The organism is Janthinobacterium sp. J1-1 (assembly GCF_030944405.1).
In the GTDB taxonomy this organism is placed as follows: domain Bacteria; phylum Pseudomonadota; class Gammaproteobacteria; order Burkholderiales; family Burkholderiaceae_D; genus Janthinobacterium.
This window is the reverse complement of the sequence record NZ_CP132339.1, coordinates 1,188,799-1,208,212: the sequence shown is the minus strand read 5'-3', so window position 1 is coordinate 1,208,212 and position 19,414 is coordinate 1,188,799. Positions and strand designations below refer to the sequence as shown.

19 protein-coding genes are annotated in these 19,414 nt (G+C 64.1%); 10 read left to right on the top strand and 9 right to left on the bottom strand.

Going from position 1 to position 19,414, the window contains the following annotated elements; translation table 11 throughout:
- Nucleotides 1-10: 10 nt before the first annotated feature.
- The 5 genes from Q8L25_RS05425 to rfaE2 all read right to left on the bottom strand — a co-directional run bounded on the left by Q8L25_RS05425 (nucleotide 11) and on the right by rfaE2 (nucleotide 7,936).
- On the bottom strand, nucleotides 11-3,703 hold the full coding sequence (locus Q8L25_RS05425) for a tubulin-like doman-containing protein (protein WP_308923904.1): 3,693 nt from the start codon (nucleotides 3,701-3,703) through the stop codon (nucleotides 11-13).
- A 39-nt stretch (nucleotides 3,704-3,742) separates the two neighbouring features.
- Nucleotides 3,743-4,183 (bottom strand): hypothetical protein, encoded by a 441-nt coding sequence (locus Q8L25_RS05420; protein ID WP_308923903.1) that lies wholly within the window; start codon nucleotides 4,181-4,183, stop codon nucleotides 3,743-3,745.
- Nucleotides 4,184-4,224: 41 nt separating this feature from the next.
- A complete protein-coding gene (locus Q8L25_RS05415) occupies nucleotides 4,225-5,709 on the bottom strand; it encodes a hypothetical protein (protein WP_308923902.1) in 1,485 nt (494 codons plus the stop codon).
- Entirely contained in the window at nucleotides 5,706-7,196 is a 1,491-nt protein-coding gene (locus Q8L25_RS05410; protein ID WP_308923901.1) for a hypothetical protein, read from the bottom strand. The genes Q8L25_RS05415 and Q8L25_RS05410 overlap by 4 nt, the downstream gene beginning before the upstream one ends.
- A 263-nt stretch (nucleotides 7,197-7,459) precedes the next feature.
- Nucleotides 7,460-7,936, bottom strand: coding sequence for a D-glycero-beta-D-manno-heptose 1-phosphate adenylyltransferase (gene rfaE2, locus Q8L25_RS05405; protein ID WP_308923900.1), 477 nt, complete (start codon nucleotides 7,934-7,936; stop codon nucleotides 7,460-7,462).
- 145 nt (nucleotides 7,937-8,081) lie between these two features.
- Between rfaE2 and Q8L25_RS05400 the strand changes: the two genes are divergently transcribed.
- The 8 genes from Q8L25_RS05400 to Q8L25_RS05365 all read left to right on the top strand — a co-directional run bounded on the left by Q8L25_RS05400 (nucleotide 8,082) and on the right by Q8L25_RS05365 (nucleotide 13,180).
- Nucleotides 8,082-9,020 (top strand): hydrogen peroxide-inducible genes activator, encoded by a 939-nt coding sequence (locus tag Q8L25_RS05400; RefSeq protein WP_308923899.1) that lies wholly within the window; start codon nucleotides 8,082-8,084, stop codon nucleotides 9,018-9,020.
- 69 nt (nucleotides 9,021-9,089) lie between these two features.
- Nucleotides 9,090-9,944 carry a 4-hydroxybenzoate octaprenyltransferase gene (gene ubiA, locus Q8L25_RS05395; RefSeq protein WP_308923898.1) on the top strand — a complete coding sequence of 285 codons (855 nt, stop codon included), beginning with the start codon at nucleotides 9,090-9,092 and terminating at the stop codon, nucleotides 9,942-9,944.
- 107 nt (nucleotides 9,945-10,051) lie between these two features.
- Nucleotides 10,052-10,408, top strand: a complete 357-nt coding sequence (locus tag Q8L25_RS05390) for a DUF883 domain-containing protein (RefSeq protein WP_308923897.1) — start codon at nucleotides 10,052-10,054, stop codon at nucleotides 10,406-10,408.
- A 56-nt stretch (nucleotides 10,409-10,464) separates the two neighbouring features.
- Nucleotides 10,465-10,851: a phage holin family protein gene (locus tag Q8L25_RS05385; protein WP_308923896.1), complete on the top strand. Its 387-nt coding sequence runs from the start codon at nucleotides 10,465-10,467 to the stop codon at nucleotides 10,849-10,851.
- The gene (locus Q8L25_RS05380) at nucleotides 10,848-11,198 is read left to right on the top strand and encodes a hypothetical protein (protein ID WP_308923895.1); all 351 of its coding nucleotides are present in this window, start codon (nucleotides 10,848-10,850) and stop codon (nucleotides 11,196-11,198) included. The genes Q8L25_RS05385 and Q8L25_RS05380 overlap by 4 nt, the downstream gene beginning before the upstream one ends.
- Before the next feature lie 86 nt (nucleotides 11,199-11,284).
- Nucleotides 11,285-11,818 carry a DUF3455 domain-containing protein gene (locus tag Q8L25_RS05375; protein ID WP_308923894.1) on the top strand — a complete coding sequence of 178 codons (534 nt, stop codon included), beginning with the start codon at nucleotides 11,285-11,287 and terminating at the stop codon, nucleotides 11,816-11,818.
- 82 nt (nucleotides 11,819-11,900) lie between these two features.
- On the top strand, nucleotides 11,901-12,458 hold the full coding sequence (locus Q8L25_RS05370) for a sigma-70 family RNA polymerase sigma factor (RefSeq protein ID WP_308923893.1): 558 nt from the start codon (nucleotides 11,901-11,903) through the stop codon (nucleotides 12,456-12,458).
- A complete protein-coding gene (locus Q8L25_RS05365) occupies nucleotides 12,455-13,180 on the top strand; it encodes an anti-sigma factor domain-containing protein (RefSeq protein WP_308923892.1) in 726 nt (241 codons plus the stop codon). The genes Q8L25_RS05370 and Q8L25_RS05365 overlap by 4 nt, the downstream gene beginning before the upstream one ends.
- Before the next feature lie 4 nt (nucleotides 13,181-13,184).
- Here the strand turns inward: Q8L25_RS05365 and Q8L25_RS05360 are convergent, their stop codons facing one another.
- The 4 genes from Q8L25_RS05360 to Q8L25_RS05345 all read right to left on the bottom strand — a co-directional run bounded on the left by Q8L25_RS05360 (nucleotide 13,185) and on the right by Q8L25_RS05345 (nucleotide 17,000).
- Complete coding sequence (locus Q8L25_RS05360; protein WP_308923891.1) at nucleotides 13,185-14,651, bottom strand: PLP-dependent aminotransferase family protein; 1,467 nt, start codon at nucleotides 14,649-14,651, stop codon at nucleotides 13,185-13,187.
- Between the two features lie 10 nt (nucleotides 14,652-14,661).
- Nucleotides 14,662-15,246: a LysE family translocator gene (locus Q8L25_RS05355; RefSeq protein ID WP_308923890.1), complete on the bottom strand. Its 585-nt coding sequence runs from the start codon at nucleotides 15,244-15,246 to the stop codon at nucleotides 14,662-14,664.
- Nucleotides 15,247-15,444: 198 nt separating this feature from the next.
- Nucleotides 15,445-16,278 carry a pyrroline-5-carboxylate reductase gene (gene proC, locus Q8L25_RS05350; protein ID WP_308923889.1) on the bottom strand — a complete coding sequence of 278 codons (834 nt, stop codon included), beginning with the start codon at nucleotides 16,276-16,278 and terminating at the stop codon, nucleotides 15,445-15,447.
- Nucleotides 16,279-16,298: 20 nt separating this feature from the next.
- On the bottom strand, nucleotides 16,299-17,000 hold the full coding sequence (locus Q8L25_RS05345; protein ID WP_308923888.1) for a YggS family pyridoxal phosphate-dependent enzyme: 702 nt from the start codon (nucleotides 16,998-17,000) through the stop codon (nucleotides 16,299-16,301).
- Nucleotides 17,001-17,073: 73 nt separating this feature from the next.
- On the opposite strand from Q8L25_RS05345, the gene Q8L25_RS05340 reads away from it, so the two are divergent.
- Complete coding sequence (locus tag Q8L25_RS05340) at nucleotides 17,074-18,117, top strand: type IV pilus twitching motility protein PilT (RefSeq protein ID WP_308923887.1); 1,044 nt, start codon at nucleotides 17,074-17,076, stop codon at nucleotides 18,115-18,117.
- Between the two features lie 3 nt (nucleotides 18,118-18,120).
- Nucleotides 18,121-19,266 carry a PilT/PilU family type 4a pilus ATPase gene (locus Q8L25_RS05335; RefSeq protein ID WP_308923886.1) on the top strand — a complete coding sequence of 382 codons (1,146 nt, stop codon included), beginning with the start codon at nucleotides 18,121-18,123 and terminating at the stop codon, nucleotides 19,264-19,266.
- The last annotated feature ends 148 nt before the right edge of the window (nucleotides 19,267-19,414 follow it).

The following is a 19,414-nucleotide window of genomic DNA, read 5'->3' as shown; positions in this document are numbered from 1 at the left end:
ACGTCCTTCATTAAAGCTGCGGTGGCGACAGCGATGGCATCGAGCTGAACAGCGCCGAGGCCAGCTCGGGGAATTGCGTCAGTTCGACCCAGGCCGGCATGCCTTCGCGCCAGACTTTGGTGGCGGCCGGCACGATCTGGCCGGCGCGCACGAATTGCGCAATCTGCTGCGCCGTATACGGTCCTTGCGGCTTGCTGTCGATGCCCAGCATATATTGGTGCTCGACCGGCGCCAGGGACGGCATCGAAGACGGTGCCAGCGTTGCCGCGGCAAACGCCGTCGGCGCCGGTGCAGCCGCAGCTGCTGGTGGCGCAAACAGCGCCTGCAGCGCGCCCGCTTCCAGCATTTCCGGCTTGATGGCGAATTTGAGCCGCGGCAAGCCACTTTCTCCCGGTGGCTGCACTTCCCACTCATGCGCATCGGCGTCCGACTCCGGTATCACATTGGCCCAGAGCTTCAGGTTTTCATACAGCTTTTGCTCCAGCTTGGTGACCTCGGCATCGGTCAGGCCCTTGCGGCGCGCGCTCTCGCGCAGATCGGCGGCGATTTCACGGGCGATGGCATTGCCGAAGCCTTTGTTGTCCAGTTGCACACCACCATTGATCGATACCAGGCGCGGCGTGTACACCTCGTCGGCGTAATAGCTGGCCAGCGCGGCCAGGGCCACCGTTTGTGCCGCATCGAACTCGGCCAGGCGCTCGGCCACGCGCGATTCGATCAGGCCCTGGAAGACATTGTGCAAGCCATTCTGGCGGATCAGGCGCTCGTTGCCGATACGGCGCAAGTCGCCACGCCCCATGGCAAACAGATACTGGCCCAGCGGCACCACTCTTCCGCTGTGGCGCGTCAGGATGCCCAGCATGACGGCCTTCAGGAACAGGCCGAAGTGTTCGGCCATCATGCGGATCTCATCGGTGCTCGGCGAGACCGGATGGTTGAACTGGGTGGTATCGATATGCGTATGGATCGGTGCTTTTTCCTCGTCGCTCTCCTTGCGGTAGCTGGTGCGCCAGCCTTCCAGGCCGCGCAGCACCGTCAGCGGCACGCCGGCCAGTTCGCAATAGCAGACGGCGCGCCCGGCGATGCCGGTTTCCACGATCTCGACCTGGCTGCTGGTAATACCGGCCTGGGTCTGCACGCAGGCATTGATTTCCGCGCCAAACTTGGCCTTGAAGGCCACCGCGCCCGCCACGCCGATCACGCATTTGTACTGGTCGGCCTTGACCGTGAACTCGCCCACCATATTGGCGTCGATCCACGGCATGGCGCAGGCCAGCAGCTTGCGGAAATAATCCTGGCGCCGCGCCGGGTCCATCTGGTCGAGCGCCAGGAATAGCGGGTCGGCCCTGGCCGCCTCCTGGTCGTTGACACCCATGCTGGCCAGGCGGTTTTCCGCCATGCGCTTGACCTTGTTCAAGATCTCGCCGCGCTGGGCCACATCGCCCAGCATCGGAAACAGGGTCTTGGAGCCGCCGATGTCCTTGAACGCTTCATCGGCCCAGTCGCGCAAGGTGGCCGCGCTCGGCATGGCGATATCGGCCAGCGTGACGGGCACGACGATGGCGGTCGCATGGTCTTTCTGCAGGTCTTTCTGGACGATAACATTGGCGGTCTGCAGCTGGTTCAGCATGTCGAGCACGGCGGCGCGGCCCAGCTGCAACTCGCCGACCAGGCCATTCCACACGGCCCGGCCTTCGGCATCGACGCCGGTGCGGTTGCCCAGCCAGCGCGAAATGTCGCGCAGCAGCAATACCGCCTCGTCGGCGGCGCGCGCGCGCAGGTGGAACTTGAGCGCATTGGCGATTTCGGTGCGCAAATGGTCCATCACCACGCCGGCCTGTTTCTCGCCGCTGCCGAAGAAACCGCCGCGGGTCTGTTCCAGGTTGTTCAGCAGGCGCTCGTATTCGCGCGTGCGCACGGCTTCCTTGATTTCGCGATAGCGTTCGGCATTCGTGTCGATCTGTGCGATCAGGCCGCTGCCCGGTGCTTCGATGCGGTCCTTCATCTGTTCGACCAGCGACAGCACATATTCCAGGCCGCCAAATTCCTTGTTGTCCAGGTAGCCGTACAACTGGTCGCGCACCACCTGCTTGATATGGCCGAACAGTTCCGCGCGGCGCTTGGCGATGCGGTCTTCGGTGGTGTCGGCGGTGGAATCCTGGTCGCGCACGGCGTCGCGTTCGAGCTGGCGCACGGCGTCACGCAACTGGGCCGGCCATTCCTTGCGGTCGTAGCCGGTGCGGATCTCGTCGACACGGCGGTTGACGCGCTCTTCCACGCCGCTGAGCAAATTGCCCTGGCGCTCGGCCAGCAGGTCGTCGACCACCTGGAAATCCTCGAAGGCGCCATTCGAACGTTTCAGCTCGATGCTCTTGTCGGAAAACACGGGGAAGTCGTCGAACGGCACGGCGCGCAAGCCCATGTGCGCGCCCATGAAATCATTGCGCTGGTCGTCATTGGCGCGATTCGCACCGGCGTCGCTGCCGCCCACGCCAAAAAACGCTTTCAGCATGGCGCCGGCCCAGCGGTGGGCGCGTTCATCGCGCGCCGCTTCCTGGCGTGTATCGAGCACGGCCATGCCGAACGAGGAGTAGCGCTGCGAGAAATACAAACGCATGTCGCCGAAGCGGTTCTGCGGCACCGGTGCCTTGTACATCGAATTCTTGTGCTGCGCCTGGTTGACGGCGATCGAGCGCTTGGCGCGCGCGAAGTCGGCCGAGGCAAAATCCTCGAACAGCGAGTCGGCCACCATATGATAGATGTCGTTGACGCTGTCGGTATGCTGCTGGGCCAGGTTGCCCGAGTCGACCAGGAACACTTCGCTGTACGGCACGCGAGCCAGCTTGGGCCGGTCATAGCTGTCCCAGCGGCTCAGGTAGTTCTGGTTGCCCATCATCGCCGATTCCAGCTCCATCAGCGCCGCATAGCCGTTGCCTTCGGTGCGGTCCTTGTTGTTGCGGGTAAAGCCGCTCGGCAGGAACAGCATCAGTTCCACGTCCGCATGCTCGACCTCGGTCTCGGCGATCCAGCGCGCCAGGTAGCCCATGTCGAGGAAGGAGCCGGAACCGGTGCCGCCGGCCACCGAGCCGACCACCACGATACGGAAGCGGCCCGGCTCCATGCGCAGGCCCAGCTCGCTCAACTGGCGCTCGTGCGACAGGCCGGCCTTCAGGTTCTTCAGCTTCAGGCGGATCTTGTCGCGTACCTTGCTGTATTTGTCGAAGAAATACAGGCGCGACACGGCGCGCACCTGGCCGGCGCCGGCCTGCATGTCGAAGTTCAGGTCGCGGATTTTTTGCGGCGTCAGCGGCAGCCATTCCTTGATGTGCGGATAGCGCTCGAGCGAATCGTCGTCGCGGCCGTACTTGTCGGCGTCAAACGAACCGACGATCTTTTCATCGTCGGTAAATTTCAGCAGGTCGAATTGCAGGTCCTGCGCCTGCGATTCGCCGCTTTCCACCACCGCACCACTGTCCAGGTCGAAGTGTATGAACTGCGCCACCGGAAATTCATCGAGCTTGTCGACCCGCTGGCGCTGGCCCGGGTTGCCCCACAAGGTATTGAGGATGCGCCGGCGCACGCGCATCAGCACCTGCATGCCGGTGCCGCCCACGCCGATGAACAAGGTGGGGCGCAAATCGATGATCTTGTCCTGCTTGCGCTCGCCAGGCGCGGCGGTGGTCTGGTTCAGTGTGTCTGACATGGTGTTTCCTTAACGGGAGTTCGGTGCCGGCGCGGGCAATCAGTTTTTGCTGGAAGTAAATGTGAGCACCAGCGCCACCAGGCCGACCAGCACCAGCGGCCCCATGAACAGGGGCGCCAGGAATTTATGCGAGTTCACGGCCGCCAGCACCACGGCGGTGGCCAGGCTGGCGAGGAAGATGAACAGCCACCAGCCCGAGGCATTGGCCTTGTTCGGCGACACGCGCTTGCCCACCAGGCCGTTGGCATACGCGTTCTTGGCAAAGAAAAAGGCGACGAACAGTACCAGCAGCACGGCGCCGCCGATCAGGGTGTCGCGCGACGAGGTGTCGGTGGCGCCGACCTGGTCCAGCGCTGGCGCGGTCTCGACGCTGGCGCTGGTGGCGGGTGCGGCGGTGGCTGGCGTGGCCGGTGTTGCCGGCTCGGCCGCCGGTGGTGGCAAGGTAAAGCCTGCGTTGTCTTTGGGAGTATCTTGTGCCATCGTCTGCCTCGAAAAAGTAAGGGGAATATAAAAGGGGCGTATCAAGCCAGTATCAGCGTATGGCCGTCGGCCACGCGCACGATGGACGGCTTGCCCAAGCCACGCTTGAGTTCGCCGATATCGCGCCCGCCGTCGTCCCTGATGACCACGCTTTTGAACGGCTTGAGCACGACCTGGCGCGCCACGCCGTCAACCACCACGCGGTAGCGCTTGCTGCGCGTGCCGAGCAGGCCGAACAGAATAAATGCCAGCACCAGCAGCAGGATGGTGCCGATGATCAGCAGCACCGGCAGCAGCGGGTACTGGATGCGCACCAGCAGCGGCACCGTGGCCTGCGAGGCGCGCACGCTGTCGGGTGGCGTGAATACTTCCGAGATCGGGTCGCCGGGGAACAGTTCCTGCAATTCAGTGGCAAAGCCGGTTGACAGCGCCAGGCGCTGGTCCGCCAAACCGACCGTCGCCGTCATCGGCAGCAGCACCTGCTTGCCCATGGCCGACAGGGCCTGGGCCGACCACGGCGACGGTATCTGCGCCATCGGCAAGTCGAAGCGCACTTCGACAGACTGGCTGGCGCCCGGCTGCAAACCCTTGATGGTATCGGGCGTCACCTGCAGCGGCGCCGACTGGCCGGCCAGCGCCGCCCGCACCGTGGCGTTGTCGATCACATACGGGAAAAACATGTTTTGCAGCGAAGCCTGCAGCACCACCTGGGGCACCAGGCTGGCCGCCTCCACGTCGAGCACGATGGTGCGGCCATCGCGGCCCAGGCTGGCGTGCACGTTCGGGCTGTTCTTGACCGACTGCGGCACGATGCGCACGGCGTCCTGGTCGACCGGTTTCAAGCGCGCCGGCGCGCGCGTCAGCACCTTCGACAGCCGCCCTTCGGCCTGGATGCGGGTCAAGGCGTCGGCGGCCGGCTGGCCATACGCCAGCGCATACACCATCAGGCCCTTGGCGCTGTAGAGCTTGCCCTGTACCGGCATACGCAAAGGAAACACCAAGGTCTTGGTGATCGATGGCTCCAGGTGCAGCAGACGGTAGAAATCGCGGTTGCGCTCGGCCGTCTGGCTGTCGTTATTGGGGCTGTTCTTGTTATTGGTAAAAATCCACACGATGCCGGACGCCGAACGGAACGGTCCCGTAATGGTTTTCGTCACGGCTTCCTGGAAGTCCGTGTCGGCCAGCGCGCCGCCCTTGCCCTTGCGCGCCAGGCCCAGCGGCGCCAGCTGGGCGTTGATGGCGGCCGCGCCGCGCCCTTGCCCCAGCAGCGCGGGCGAGACATTGCCGCCGCTGCTCTGGCTGAAGGCCAGCAAAAACAGCTGGTCGTCGGGCGTGCTGGCGGCCTGCGCCACGGCGCCGACCAGGGCTTTCAGCTGCGATTGCTGGTCGGTATAAAACGGCTCCATCCAGCCCGAGTTCTGCACCAGGAAAGCCTGCTGGATGCCTGCCGCCTGCAAGGGAGCGGCCAGCGCCAGCGCCGCGACGGCGCCCAGCATGCGCAAAATCACGCGTTTCATCGGGTTCATGCTTGCAGCTTCCAGCCGTCCATACGATTGAGCAAGGGGTGATACGCCCACAGCGTGCCCTGGTGCGCAAACAGGCGCATGCGCCACGGTTCGGCCACCGAAAACGCGTGGAACGGCAGTTCGCGCACGCCGTCGTCCTGCAGCAGTTGCGCATACATGCGCTCTTCCGAGCGCAGCACGCTGTCGAGGCTGCTGCGGGTTTCAAAGCGCACGCCCAATACGGTCTCGCCCGCTTCCAGCAGCGGCATCACCGACTTGCTGCTGCCGCCGTCATTGCCGCGCTCGAGCTCCAGCCACGGCGCGGTTTTCAGCTTGGTGGAAAAGCGGTAATTGAAACTGCCCGAGCACAGGCGCGGCTCCATCGCCTCCACCGTTTCGCCTTGCGTGCCCAGCTTCAGGTACAGATAGCGGTCGGCGACGACGTCAAAGCACAGCTGCCACAGGTCGCCATCGCGCGACAGATAGGGGCAGCCAAAATCGAATTGCGGCTGCAGGCCGGCCGGCCACGGCATCCAGCTGGCCGCCATGCCGCCGTCCTGGCGCTGCTGCAGGCGCAGTTGGCCATGTTCGCACGGCCAGATCACGCTGCGGCCATACGCCACCGGCGCGCTGACACGGCCCAACGACACCGCGCCGTCGAGCACTACTTCCGCGCCCAAGGCATGCTGGGCATCGAGGTTCAGGAAGCGGATCACGCCGTCGGGCCCTTGCAGCGGCGCCCACAGCCGGCCCTGGAACCAGACCGGCGCGGCGGCCGACGGCGCATCGCCGAAATGTTCGACCTGGTAGCTCAGCGAAGGAAGATCGGGCGTGATGCAGGCCAGGCCATGGCCGCTGGGCAGGTACAGGCGGCTGTTCCAGCCGGTGGCCAGTTCTGCCCGCCAGGCCGTCTCGCCCAGCAGGCATTCGGACAGCAGGCCGCCTTGCGAGGACTCCAGCGCCAGCCAGTGCTGCGAACCGGGCAGCCAGCCGTACAAGGAACCCTTGCGCGCGTCCAGCGCCAGCAAGGCCGCGCCGGTGGTGCCGAAGCGGGCCGAGAAAAACGCGTGCTCGCCGGGCGGCGGCGTGGGCATCGTGGCGTCGGGATCGGCATTGGCCAGGGAATCGGCAGGCTCGTCGCGCGCCGGGCTGCGCGCCAGCTTGATCGGCACGGCCGTCTGGCGCAGGCCGGTGGCGCCGGGCATGGCGCTGCTGTTGAGCGGACGCGCACCAAACGGCGGCAGCCAGGCGCTGGCCTGGCCGGCGGTAGTCGGCGCCTGCAGGGTAGCGCCCGTAAACGGACTGAAATGAAATTCGGGCGGAAACTGCACCGTGGCGTCGCCGGGCAGGCGCGGCGTGCGCATCAGCTGGCCGATATCGTCGCTGGTCAACCGCGGCGACACCGCCTTGCCTGCGGCACTACGTTCAAATTGCATTCCTGACCGGGCTTCATCGGCAATCCAGACGCCGGACTGCAGCAGCCATTCTCCCGTGGTTTTATGATCCATTGATTTCTTCTGTCGCAAACGATGACCGCCATGGGATGTGGCGTAACAGGAAAGGCGGCACTACGCGCTGCGGCTGATTGATGGGCAGCCTTGGCATGTTGATCATATTACCGCCTTTTTATCCATGAGGAAACATTGGCAATAGCCAAGTTCATGCGCGCGGCGCTACGCCACGCGCCAACACGATAGTATAAACGCAACAGGCACCCGCACAAGCGGCTGTGTGCGCAATGTGGCGCGGCATGATACTGATTGCTTGATACTTATTGCTGGCGCACCTTGCTGAGCAGTTTGGTGGTCGAGCGGTCGTGTTCGAAGTCGATCGCCACGGCCTGGCCGCCATAGGCCAGCACGGCTTTGCCTTCGGGAATCGCCGTCATGTCGTAGTCGCCGCCCTTGACATAGATGCCGGGCTCGATTTCCTGCACCACTTCGAGCGCGCTGTCTTCCGAGAACGGCACCACCAGGCTCACCGATTCGAGCGCGGCCAGCACGGCCATGCGGTCTTCGCAGCTGTTGAGCGGGCGGTCGTCGCCCTTGCCCAGGCGCTTGACGGAGGCGTCGGTATTGATCGCCACCACCAGCGAGGCGCCCAGGGCGCGCGCCTGCGCCAGATAGGTCACGTGACCGCGGTGCAGGATATCGAACACGCCATTGGTCACGACCACCGGTGTCGGCAAGGCCGCGGCGCGCGCCTGCAGGTCCTCGCGGCTGCATAATTTGGTTTCAAAGTCAGGCATGGGCTTCCGTTGTGCAGTAGAGTAAGAGGTGTGCTTCCTCTATTATAGGGGGCGATCCGCTACAATACGCGATCGCCGCGACAGTTTGCCGCGCGCGTCGCTTTCATTCATTGCAAGCGAACACTTCCTGTGTTTCAATCATCTTATGACACTGACTGAACTGAAATATATCGTGGCGGTCGCGCGCGCCAAGCACTTCGGCCATGCCGCCGAAGCCTGCTTCGTTGCCCAGCCGACCCTGTCAGTGGCCATCAAGAAGCTCGAAGACGAGCTCGGCGTGGTGCTGTTCGAACGGGGCGGCGCCGAAATTTCCGTCACGCCGCTGGGTGCGCAAATCATCGCCCAGGCCGAGCGCGTGCTGGAACAGACGGCCGCCATCAAGGAGCTGGCCAAGCAGAACAAGGACCCGCTGGCCGGGCCCTTGCGCCTGGGCGTGATCTACACCATCGGCCCCTACCTGCTGCCGCCGCTGGTAAAAGCGATGATAGACCAGGTGCCGCAGATGCCCTTGATTCTGCAGGAAAATTTCACCGTGCGCCTGCTCGAACTGCTGCGCCAGGGCGAACTGGACGTGGCCATCATGGCCCTGCCCCTGCCCGAACACGGCATGGCCATGCACAATCTGTACGATGAGCCGTTCGTGGTCGCCATGCCGCGCCACCATGCCTGGACGGCGCGCAAGCGCATTACCGCGCAGGATCTGAAATCGGAAACCATGCTGTTGCTGGGCAACGGCCATTGCTTCCGCGACCAGGTGCTGGAAGTGTGCCCGGAAATGGCGCGCTTTTCCTCGCCCGGCAACGGCATGCAGCGCACCTTTGAGGGGTCATCGCTGGAAACCATCCGCCATATGGTGGCCAGCGGCATCGGCCTGACCGTGCTGCCGCGCGCCTCGGTGCCGGACATGCACGCCGCCGACGGCATGCTGGAATACCGCGAATTCGACGAGCCGGCGCCCTCGCGCCGGGTGGTGATGCTGTGGCGCAAAAGTTTTACGCGCAAGGCCGCCATCGACGCCCTGTGCGCGGCGATTGCCGGCTGCCAGCTGCCCGGCGTCGAGATGCTGCTGACGGAAGAAGCGTAGCGCAACAATAGTACATAAGCATACTATTTGCGATAATCAGCGTTTCTCTTCAACAAGATCGAGATTTCCATGAACAAGCTGGCGCTGTATTTCCGCCTGATCCGGCTCGACAAGCCGATCGGTACCGTATTGCTGCTGTGGCCTACCCTGTGCGCCTTGTGGCTGGCGCAGCAAGGCGTGCCGGACTGGCGGCTGCTGCTGATCTTCGTGCTCGGCACCTTCCTGATGCGCTCGGCGGGCTGCGCCATCAACGACTACGCCGACCAGGATATCGACAAATTCGTCAAGCGCACGGCCGAGCGGCCGATTACCAGCGGGCGCATCAGCGGCAAGGAGGCGCTGGCCGTGGCCGGCGTGCTGACGGTGGCCGCCTTCTGCCTGATCCTGCCCCTCAATGCGCTGACCAAACAACTGTCGGTGGCGGCCGTGATCATCGCCGCCACCTACCCGTATTTCAAGCGTTTCTTCGCGATTCCGCAAGCCTACCTGGGCATCGCGTTCGGCTTCGGCATTCCGATGGGCTTTGCCGCCATCACGGATTCGGTGCCCCCCGTCGCCTGGCTGCTGCTGGTGGGCAATGTATTCTGGGCCGTGGCCTACGATACGGAATACGCCATGGTCGACCGCGACGACGACCTGAAGATCGGCATCAAGACCTCGGCCATCACCTTCGGGCGTTACGACGTGGCCATCATCATGCTGTGCTATGCCGTATTCCTGCTGCTGTGGCTCGCTTGCGGCTGGTATCTGGGCCTGCGCTACTGGTACGTGGCGGGCCTGCTGGTGGCCGCCGGCTGCGCCGTTTATCACTACACCCTGATACGCGCACGCGAGCGTATGCCGTGTTTTGCCGCATTCCGGCATAATAACTGGCTAGGAGCAGCGGTTTTTGCGGGGGTCGTGCTCGACTTTGCGTTCCGCTAGGCAATCAGTCTTGCGCCTCGGACCTTGTTGAGGCGCCGCAAGACCACCTTGCCGCTGCTGTCTACACTGGTATTTCACTGTGCTTTCACCCACCGATGAGGTAATACATGAGCTCGATACAAACAGGCAAATCCAGCAGCGACAACATCATCGCCGACGCCGGCCAGGCACGCGATAAAGTGATCGGCGACATCAAGGGTGTCATCAACGAAGCCGAAGGCTGGCTCGACAATGCAGGCGGCCAGACCGGCGAAAACATCCGCGCCGTGAAAGAAAAATTCATTGCCACTCTCGAGACGGCAAAGAAAGATCTGATCAAACTGGAAGAAGACGTGGTCGACCGCACCAAGAAGGCCGCCAAGGCCACCGACGAATACGTGCAGGACAATCCGTGGAAAGCGGTCGGCGCCGGCGCCGTCGTCGGCGTGCTGTTCGGCCTGCTGCTGGCCTCGTCGCGCCGCTAGTTCCCCGTACCATCCGGGCGGCCTGGCCGCCTGCATTTCGACACGAAAGGCAGTTCATGGCTATCGTTCAACATGCTGCCCGCGTCGCGGCGACCCTGGCCGCCATCATCCAGACCCGCTTGAAACTGGCGGCGGTGGAGATGGAAGAAGAGTCGCTGCGCTACCTGACCTACCTGGGCCTGGCGATGCTGGCCCTGCTGCTGTTGTTTGTCGGCCTGGTGTTGCTGGTGTTTCTCGTCATCGTCATCTTCTGGGACACACACCGCATCGGCGCCATCGCCATTTCTTCGACCTTCTTTATCGTTGCCGCCATCGCCACCCTGGTCGGCGTACGCGCCAGCTTTCGCAACAAGCCCAAGCTGCTGTCGTTCACCATGGATGAGCTGAGCAAGGACCTCGACGCCCTGCACCATCTGGCCAAGCGCGAATCGGAGCAGCCATGAGTCACGAGTCCCATCCCCCTCTCAAGATAAAGCCGAGCGCCAGGCAGCGGCGCGACGCGCTGCTGGCCGAATGCGCGCTGCAGCGCACGGCGCTGGGCGTGCAGACGCAGTTGCTGCTGGAACCTTTGAGCGGCGGCAATCTGCGCCACACCATCATGGCGCGCGTGAAAAAACCGCTGCTGGTGGGCGCCGCCGTGCTGGGCCTGATGTTGCTGCGCCCGCGCCGCACCTTGCCGCTGCTGCTCAAGGCATCCAGGCTGCTGCGGCACGCGAAAGTGGCCCTGCCCGTGATCCGCAGCGTGCTGCAGCGGATGGACAGGCAACGCGCCCAACACCTTGCAAAATAAATTTTCCCCGCCTGCATCCAAACGGCGCGCCCGTGGGTAGTACTGGTATCAGCCAACCGGTTGAACCATACTTTCAGGAGCCTGCCATGCACATCACTACCATCGCCATTCCCTTGTCCGCCCTGCTGCTGACGGCCTGCGCGCCGATGGCCGCGCGCTACTCGCAAGACGCCCTGCCCGCCACCGTGCAAGTACCGGCCGGCCACCAGGTGGCCATGCAGACCGTCGGCGTCGGCAAGATCGCCTATGAATGCAAGGCCAAGAAAGACATGAGCGGCCACGAATGGGTATTCGGCGGCCCGGACGCGGTGCTCAATGACCGCGGCGGCATGCAGGTCGGCACCTATGTCGGCCCACCGGCCACCTGGGCCAGCCGCGATGGTTCGGCCGTGACGGCCACCCAGGTGGCGGTGGCGCCCGCCGGCGCCGGCAATATTCCGTATCAGCTGGTCAAAGCCAATCCGGCCACCGGCAGCGGCGCCATGCAGGGCGTCAGCTATATCCAGCGGGTGGCCACCCAGGGCGGCGTGGCGCCGATGTCCGCTTGCAGCGCCAGCAATCTGGGCGCCAAGCAATGGGTGCCCTACCAGGCCGATTATATTTTCTGGAAAGCTGCCTGAACGGTTGAAACATGACGGTTGGCAAGCTATTTTCTGGCCTATAATCCATTGAAAACTTGCCAACCCACCGATCGCCGCCACCTTGCCTACACCAGCCGCCACCTACGACTACGACGCCGCCCTGCGCGCCTGCGCGCGCGGCGAACAGCAGGCCCTGCAGGCCTTGTACCAGCAGGAAAGCCGTTACCTGCTGGGCGTGGCGCTGCGCATCGTGCGCCAGCGGGCGCTGGCCGAAGACGTGCTGCACGACGCCTTTCTCAGCATCTGGCGCCGCGCCGGCAGTTTCGACGCCACGCGCGGCAGCGGCAAGGGCTGGATCTATGTGGTGGTGCGGCATCAGGCGCTGAACGTGGCGCGTGCGCGCGCCCATGAAATATCGGCTGACGAGGATACCGTGGAAAACCTGCTGCATGCACGCCAGGACGATGAACCAGCCGATGCCTACGCCCTGCAAGCGAACATGGGCAAGCTGCACGATTGCCTGGGCCACCTTGACGAGTCCAAGCGCAACTGCATCCTGTACGCCTATGTCGACGGCTGCTCGCACAGCGAAATCGCCCAGCGGGTGGCGTCGCCCTTGGGTACCGTGAAAGCCTGGGTCAAGCGCGGCCTGGCAAGCTTGCGGGAGTGCATGGGATGAATACGCCGGATTTGCCGATGAGCGACGAAGAACTGCAACGCCTGGCCAGCGAATATGTGCTGGGCACCCTTGAAACGCATGAACGCAGCAAGGTCGAACAGCGCTTGCCGCGCGACGCCCTGCTGCGCGACGCCGTCGACAGCTGGGAACGGCGGCTGCTGCCCCTGACCGCGCTGGCGCCGCCGGCGGAACCGTCGCCCCAGCTGTGGCCACGCATCGCTTCGACCCTGTTCACGCCGAACGCCGTGCGGCAGGCCGGGGGCTGGCAAGCCTGGTGGAACAGCCTGGCGTTCTGGAGAATACTGGCCGGCGGCGGCCTGGCTACCGCCGCCGCGCTGGCCGTGATGGTGACCATGCAGTTGCAGGCACCCAGCGGCCCCGGCTACCTGGTGGTGCTGGTCGCGCCGCAGGACAAGGCCCCCGGATGGATCGTGCAGGCGGGTAATAAAAACGGCCGCGACCTGAGCCTGATTCCGCTGGGGCCGACCGCCGTGCCGCAGCAAAAATCCCTGCAGTTCTGGACCAAGGGCAAGGACTGGGGCGCACCCGTCTCGCTGGGCCTGGTGCAGCCGGGCCAGACACTCAAGCTGAATCTCGACAAGCTGCCGCCGATGCAGGCCGAACAGCTGTTTGAAATCACCCTGGAGCCGGAAACAGGCTCGCCGACGGGCCGGCCGACCGGCCCGATCCTGTATATCGGCCGCGCCGTGAAGGTAATGTAGAACCTCAGGACTTGCCCTCGATGCTGGCGGCGCCGCTGGCGCGAGCCAGGCTTGAGCGCGCGCCAGCCACCGCGCGCAGGCGTTCTTCAAGGTAGGCGCTCACGCGGGGATGCTGGCTGAAGGCGACATTGAAGCGGATGTGCTGGTCGGGCGTGTCGTTGGCCGAGAACGCGGCGCCGCGCATCAGCAGGATCTTGTTGCGGTAGGCGTCCTGCACCAGCAAGTCCACGTCCAGCCCTTCGGGCATGGTGCCCCACAGGAAAATTCCTGCGTCGCCGGGCTGCTCGAACAACACGCCGGCCGCGCTCAGTTGCCGCGTGCTGGCGTTGCGCGCCACCATGATCTTGCGTTGCAGCCGCTCCAGGTGCTTGCGCAGGTTGCCGGCCTTGAGCACTTCCAGCAAAACGTATTCGTTCAGCGCAGGCAAAGTCATGATGGCGTGGATCTTGGTGCGCATCAGCAGCTTGAGCAGGGCGGGTGCCGCGGCCAGGTAGCCCATGCGCAGGGCCGGGCTGAGCGCCTTGCACAGGCTGGAGTAGTAGATCACGCCATCCAGTCCGGACAGCGATGCCAGCCGCGTGCAGTGGCCCTGCTGGAAATGGCCGTGCACGTCGTCTTCGGCGATCAGGAAGCCATGCTGCTGCGCCATGATCAGCACCTTGTGCAGGTTGGCGGCGCTGCTGCTCCAACCGGTGGGATTGTGCAAGGCCGTCTGCACGAACAGCAGGCGCGGACGGTGCGCGCGGCAGGCGGCTTCCAGTTCGTCCAGGTCGAGGCCATCGGGGCGGCGCTTGATGGGCACCAGGCGCACGCCGTCCTGGCGCAGCCTGCCGAACATCAGGAAGTATCCGGGGTCTTCCACCAGCACCGTATCTCCGGGCTGCAGAAACGTGCGGCAGATCAGATCGATGGCATGGGTGCCGCCGAACGTGGTGAGGATGTGGCTGGCGTCCGCAGCGATGCCGATGCCGCGCAACAGCAGCGCGATCTGTTCGCGCAGTTCGGCCAGCCCTTGCGGCGGACAGCGCGAGGCCATGCCGGCCGCGCTGCGCGCCAGGCCACGTTGCACGGCGGCCGCCGGCAGCGCGTCCTGCAGCCAGGTGGGCGGCAAGGCGCCGCTGCTGGCCAGCAGCACGCCCGGCCGCTGATCGTTCACTTGCTGGCTCAGCCAAACCGGCTCCTGCTCCTGCCCCGCTTCCAGCGCCACCTCGTCGGGAATGGCGCGACCTGTGTCAAGTGGTGCGCAGACGAAGAAGCCCGCCGTGCCGTGCGTATCAATGACGCCTGCGGCCACCAGCCGGTCATACGCCACCACCACGGTATTGGTGCTCACCGCGAGCTGCGTGGCAAGCTGGCGGATCGACGGCAGCCGGGTCCCGCCAGGCAGGACGCGTTGCGCGATCTGCTGGCGCAATGCGGCCTCGATCTGCTTGAACAGGGCGACGGGTGAGGAACGGTCGATGGCGAACATGGGTGGAAGTCTAGCGTAAAAACATCACGGCGAGGACCAGCAGGATGGCCCCCATCGCCAGATTGAATATGCGCTGGTTGCGGGGCGCTTTCAGCACGCTGCGGATCGACACGCCGAACAGCGCCCACATGGCGTTGCACGGCATGCCCACCACGGTGCCGATCACGGACACCAGCAGCGCGCTGGCGAGCATGTTGCTCTGCGAAGGCATGAAGACCGACGCCATGGTGATCGCCTTGAGCCAGCTCTTGGGGTTCAGCGCCTGAAACAGCGCCGCCTGCGCAAACGACACGGCCTTCGGTGCGCGGGTTCCCGCCACCGAGGCGCCGGCAAGCTTCCAGGCCAAAAACATCAGGTACAGCGCGCCCGCGATCCGCAGTACCTGCTGCGCCATCGGATAGGCGACGAACACGCTGCCCAGCCCCACGCACATGAGCATGGTCTGCACAAAGATGCCCACCTGGATACCGAGGATAACCGGCAGCGCACCGCGATAGCCAAAATTGGCGCCGGTGGTGGCCAGCATGACGTTATTCGGCCCGGGCGTGGCGGACATCACAAAGCAATAGCTCATCAGGGGCAGGAGTTCGATCATGGCATGCCGTCGCAGCGTGGAGAAGGCCCCAGTCTAGAAGCGCGGCACGGCAGGGACAAGGCACAAGGCGCCGCGTACAAGCACATGCTGTATCACTCGAACGACTGCTACAGCGACGATACAGGCCGCCCTGCCCGGGCAAGCCGATACTATCGCTCTCCAGATTTTTCCCGCATCACGGCACTGGCTATGGTTTTGTCAGGTGTTCCCCAGCTCTTCACCCAGTTCACGTCCGCGCGCGGCGGCCGCCTTGATGCCCTTGACGATGGCCGCCTTGACGCCGCTCTCTTCCATGCTGGTCAAGGCCGCGTAGGTGGTGCCGCCTTTCGAGGTGACGCGCTCGCGCAGCACCGAGGCCGGCTCGCTGGAGTTGGCGGCCAGTTGCGCCGCGCCCGTAAAGGTGGCGATCGCCAGCTGCGTACCCTGCTCGTCGCTCAAACCCAGTTCGCGCGCCGCCTCCTGCATCGCTTCGATAAAGTAGAACACATAGGCCGGGCCGCTGCCCGAAATCGCCGTCACCGGATCGATCTTTTCTTCATTGTCGAGCCAGACAGTGGTGCCGACCGCCGCCAGGATGGCGTCGGCCTGCGCTCTCTGCGCGGCACTGACGCCGCCGCTGGCCACCATGCCGGTAATGCCCATGCCGATCAGCGCCGGCGTGTTCGGCATGCAGCGCACGATGGCAGGGTAATCACCGAGCCAGCGCGCCAGGTCGACACTGCGGATGCCGGCGGCGATCGTCAGCACCAGCGGCGCCTTGGCCACATCCAGGAACGACAGCAGCTGCGCCGCCACTTCGCGCATGCTTTGCGGTTTCACGGCCAGCACGATCACGTCGGCCGCGCGCAGCGCATCATCGGCCGCAGCCGCGGTGGTGACGCCAAACTGCGTGTTTAACTTTTCCAGCGCCGGCGCATGCGGATCGATCACGTGGATGTTGCTGCCCGCCGTGAGTTTCCCCGCCAGGCCGGCGATCAGGGCCGCCGCCATATTGCCGCCGCCTACAAATGCTATCTTCAACGCTTGCGTCATGGTCATACTTTCAATGAAGGTCAGGAATAATTACGTGAACCGAAGATGGCGCTGCCGACGCGCACGATGGTGGCGCCTTCCAGCACGGCCGCCTGCAAGTCGGACGACATGCCCATCGACAGGGTATCGAGCGCCAGGCCGTCGGCGCGCAGCTGCGCATACAGGGAACGCAGCTGCGCAAACGCGGCGCGCTGCAAGACCGGATCGGTCTGCGGTTCGGGAATCGCCATCAGGCCACGCAGGCGCAGCTTCGGCAGTTGCGCCACGGCGCGCGCCAGCGCTGGCAGCTCTTCCGGCGACACGCCGCTCTTGCTCGCTTCGCCGCTGATATTGACCTGCAGGCAGATATTCAAGTCGGCCATGCCTGCCAAGCGCTGTTCCGACAGGCGGGCGGCGATCTTTTCGCGCTCGACCGTATGCACCCAGTCGAAATGCTCGGCGATGGGCCGCGTCTTGTTGCTCTGGATCGGGCCGATAAAGTGCCATTCGATGGCCGCTTGCGGCAGGGCCAGCCTGGCGGCGGCGATCTTGTCGAGCGCTTCCTGCAGATAGTTTTCGCCAAACGCCGTCTGGCCGGCGGCCGCCGCCGCCAGCACGGCGTCAACGCCAAAGGTCTTGGAGACGGCCAGCAGGGTGACCGCATCGGCCGGGCGCTGCGCTTCTGCGGCCGCTTGCGCAATACTGCGCCGCACGGCTTGCAAGTTCTGTTCGATTGTGGACATAATCATTTTCTAGTGGGCGGGCGTTGACGCGGCATGCGCGCGGCGCCCTTTATTGCAGGCACAGGGATTATAAATGGACATTTCCGAACTACTCGCATTCTCCGTCAAGAACAAGGCTTCCGACTTGCACCTGTCCGCCGGCCTGCCGCCGATGATACGGGTCAATGGCGACGTGCGCCGCCTGAACGTGGCGGCGCTCGAGCACAAGGAAGTGCACGGCATGATCTATGACATCATGAACGACGGCCAGCGCAAGGCCTATGAAGAAGCGCTCGAATGCGATTTTTCGTTCGAGATTCCTGGCCTGGCGCGTTTCCGGGTCAACGCCTACAACCAGGAACGGGGCGCCTCGGCCGTGCTGCGCACGATTCCGTCGAAAGTGCTGAGCCTGGAAGAGCTGAACGCGCCGCGCATCTTCGGCGAGCTGGCGATGCGCCCGCGCGGTCTGGTGCTGGTGACGGGACCGACCGGTTCGGGCAAGTCGACCACCCTGGCAGCGATGGTCAATCACGTCAATGAACGGCTGAACCATCACATCCTCACCATCGAAGATCCGATCGAATTCGTGCATGAACCAAAGAAATGCCTGATCAACCAGCGCGAAGTGGGCCAGCACACGCATTCGTTCAGCAATGCGCTGCGCTCGGCGCTGCGCGAAGATCCGGACGTGATACTGGTCGGTGAATTGCGCGACCTGGAAACCATCCGCCTGGCACTGACGGCCGCCGAGACGGGCCACCTGGTGTTCGGCACCCTGCACACCTCGTCGGCGGCCAAGACCATCGACCGCATCATCGACGTGTTCCCGGCCGAGGAAAAGGAAATGGTACGCACCATGCTGTCCGAATCGCTGCAGGCCGTGATCGCGCAAAACCTGCTGAAAACCAAGGATGGCACGAGCCGCGTGGCGGCCCATGAAATCATGCTGACCACGCCGGCGATCCGCAACCTGATCCGCGAAGCGAAAGTGGCGCAGATGTATTCGGCGATCCAGACCGGCAGCAACGTCGGCATGCAGACGCTGGACCAGTGCCTGACGGACCTGGTGCGGCGTGGCGCGATTTCGGCCGAGACGGCGCGTTCGGCCGCCAAGTCGCCTGAAAACTTCCCGGGATAAGCCATGACACTCAGCGACAATACCGGCACCATCCACGCGCTGCTGGCGCAGATGCGCGCACGCGGCGGCTCGGACCTGTTCATTACGGCCGGTTTTCCGCCGGCCATCAAGCTCGACGGCAAGCTGACGCCGCTGTCATCGACGCCGCTCGACGCGGCGCAAGCGGCCGGCCATGTGCGCGCGCTGATGAACGACAAGCAGGTGCAAAGCTTTGAAGCGAGCAACGAAGCGAACTTCGCCATCAGCCCCGAGGGCCTGGGGCGCTTTCGCGTCTCGGCCTTCGTACAGCTGGGCCAGGCGGGCATGGTGCTGCGCACGATCAATACCGCGATACCCGAGCTGGGCAAGCTGGGCCTGCCCGCCATTTTGCAGGACGTGGTGATGAGCAAGCGCGGCCTGGTGATCATGGTGGGCGCCACCGGCTGCGGCAAGTCGACCACCCTGGCGGCCATGGTGGGACACCGCAACGCCAACAGCCACGGCCATATCATCACCATCGAAGATCCGGTGGAATTCATCCATCCGCACGGCAACTGCATCGTCACCCAGCGCGAAGTGGGGGTCGATACGGAGGACTGGGGCACGGCCCTGAAAAACACCTTGCGCCAGGCGCCCGACGTGATCCAGATCGGCGAAATCCGCGACCGCGAAACCATGGATCACGCGATCGCGTTTGCCGAAACAGGCCATCTGTGCCTGGCCACCCTGCACGCCAACAACGCCAACCAGGCGCTGGACCGCATCATCAATTTCTTTCCCGAAGAGCGGCGCCAGCAACTGCTGATGGATTTGTCGCTGAACCTGAAGGGCCTGATCTCGCAGCGGCTGGTGCCGAACAAGGATGGCGGCGGGCGCAAGGTGGCGATGGAGATCCTGCTCAACTCGCCGTTGATGAGCGACCTGATCTTCAAGGGCCAGGTGCACGAGATCAAGGAGCTGATGAAAAAATCGCGCGAGCTGGGCATGCAGACCTTCGACCAGGCCCTGTTCGACCTGCACGAAGCAGACCAGATCAGCTATGAAGACGCCTTGCGCAATGCCGATTCCGTCAATGACTTGCGGCTGTCCATCAAGCTCAACGGCAAGGCGGCGCATGCGCGCGGAGCGGGCGACACCAGCACGGGCGGCAGTTCCCTGGGACTGCTCTAGAAGAAATAAGCCAAGAAATTTACATTGACTTTAAACAACAAACATGCAAATTTCTTACAGTTAATTTTTTTTTAGCTTGGCGTCCGATATCTGTTCCTGACGGCACTATTCGGTGATAATGTTTGCTAAATTATTCACGGATATCGAT

Bases quoted from the DNA above. Each gene is read 5' to 3' on its own strand.
- proC (WP_308923889.1), bottom strand. From the start codon at position 16,278: ATGACGCAAGCGTTGAAGATAGCATTTGTAGGCGGCGGCAATATGGCG.
- Q8L25_RS05375 (WP_308923894.1), top strand. From the start codon at position 11,285: ATGCACATCACTACCATCGCCATTCCCTTGTCCGCCCTGCTGCTGACG.
- Q8L25_RS05355 (WP_308923890.1), bottom strand. From the start codon at position 15,246: ATGATCGAACTCCTGCCCCTGATGAGCTATTGCTTTGTGATGTCCGCC.
- Q8L25_RS05390 (WP_308923897.1), top strand. From the start codon at position 10,052: ATGAGCTCGATACAAACAGGCAAATCCAGCAGCGACAACATCATCGCC.
- Q8L25_RS05340 (WP_308923887.1), top strand. From the start codon at position 17,074: ATGGACATTTCCGAACTACTCGCATTCTCCGTCAAGAACAAGGCTTCC.
- Q8L25_RS05400 (WP_308923899.1), top strand. From the start codon at position 8,082: ATGACACTGACTGAACTGAAATATATCGTGGCGGTCGCGCGCGCCAAG.
- Q8L25_RS05415 (WP_308923902.1), bottom strand. From the start codon at position 5,709: ATGAACCCGATGAAACGCGTGATTTTGCGCATGCTGGGCGCCGTCGCG.
- Q8L25_RS05365 (WP_308923892.1), top strand. From the start codon at position 12,455: ATGAATACGCCGGATTTGCCGATGAGCGACGAAGAACTGCAACGCCTG.
- Q8L25_RS05410 (WP_308923901.1), bottom strand. From the start codon at position 7,196: ATGGATCATAAAACCACGGGAGAATGGCTGCTGCAGTCCGGCGTCTGG.
- Q8L25_RS05380 (WP_308923895.1), top strand. From the start codon at position 10,848: ATGAGTCACGAGTCCCATCCCCCTCTCAAGATAAAGCCGAGCGCCAGG.
- Q8L25_RS05425 (WP_308923904.1), bottom strand. From the start codon at position 3,703: ATGTCAGACACACTGAACCAGACCACCGCCGCGCCTGGCGAGCGCAAG.
- Q8L25_RS05345 (WP_308923888.1), bottom strand. From the start codon at position 17,000: ATGTCCACAATCGAACAGAACTTGCAAGCCGTGCGGCGCAGTATTGCG.
- Q8L25_RS05360 (WP_308923891.1), bottom strand. From the start codon at position 14,651: ATGTTCGCCATCGACCGTTCCTCACCCGTCGCCCTGTTCAAGCAGATC.
- Q8L25_RS05335 (WP_308923886.1), top strand. From the start codon at position 18,121: ATGACACTCAGCGACAATACCGGCACCATCCACGCGCTGCTGGCGCAG.
- rfaE2 (WP_308923900.1), bottom strand. From the start codon at position 7,936: ATGCCTGACTTTGAAACCAAATTATGCAGCCGCGAGGACCTGCAGGCG.
- ubiA (WP_308923898.1), top strand. From the start codon at position 9,090: ATGAACAAGCTGGCGCTGTATTTCCGCCTGATCCGGCTCGACAAGCCG.
- Q8L25_RS05385 (WP_308923896.1), top strand. From the start codon at position 10,465: ATGGCTATCGTTCAACATGCTGCCCGCGTCGCGGCGACCCTGGCCGCC.
- Q8L25_RS05420 (WP_308923903.1), bottom strand. From the start codon at position 4,183: ATGGCACAAGATACTCCCAAAGACAACGCAGGCTTTACCTTGCCACCA.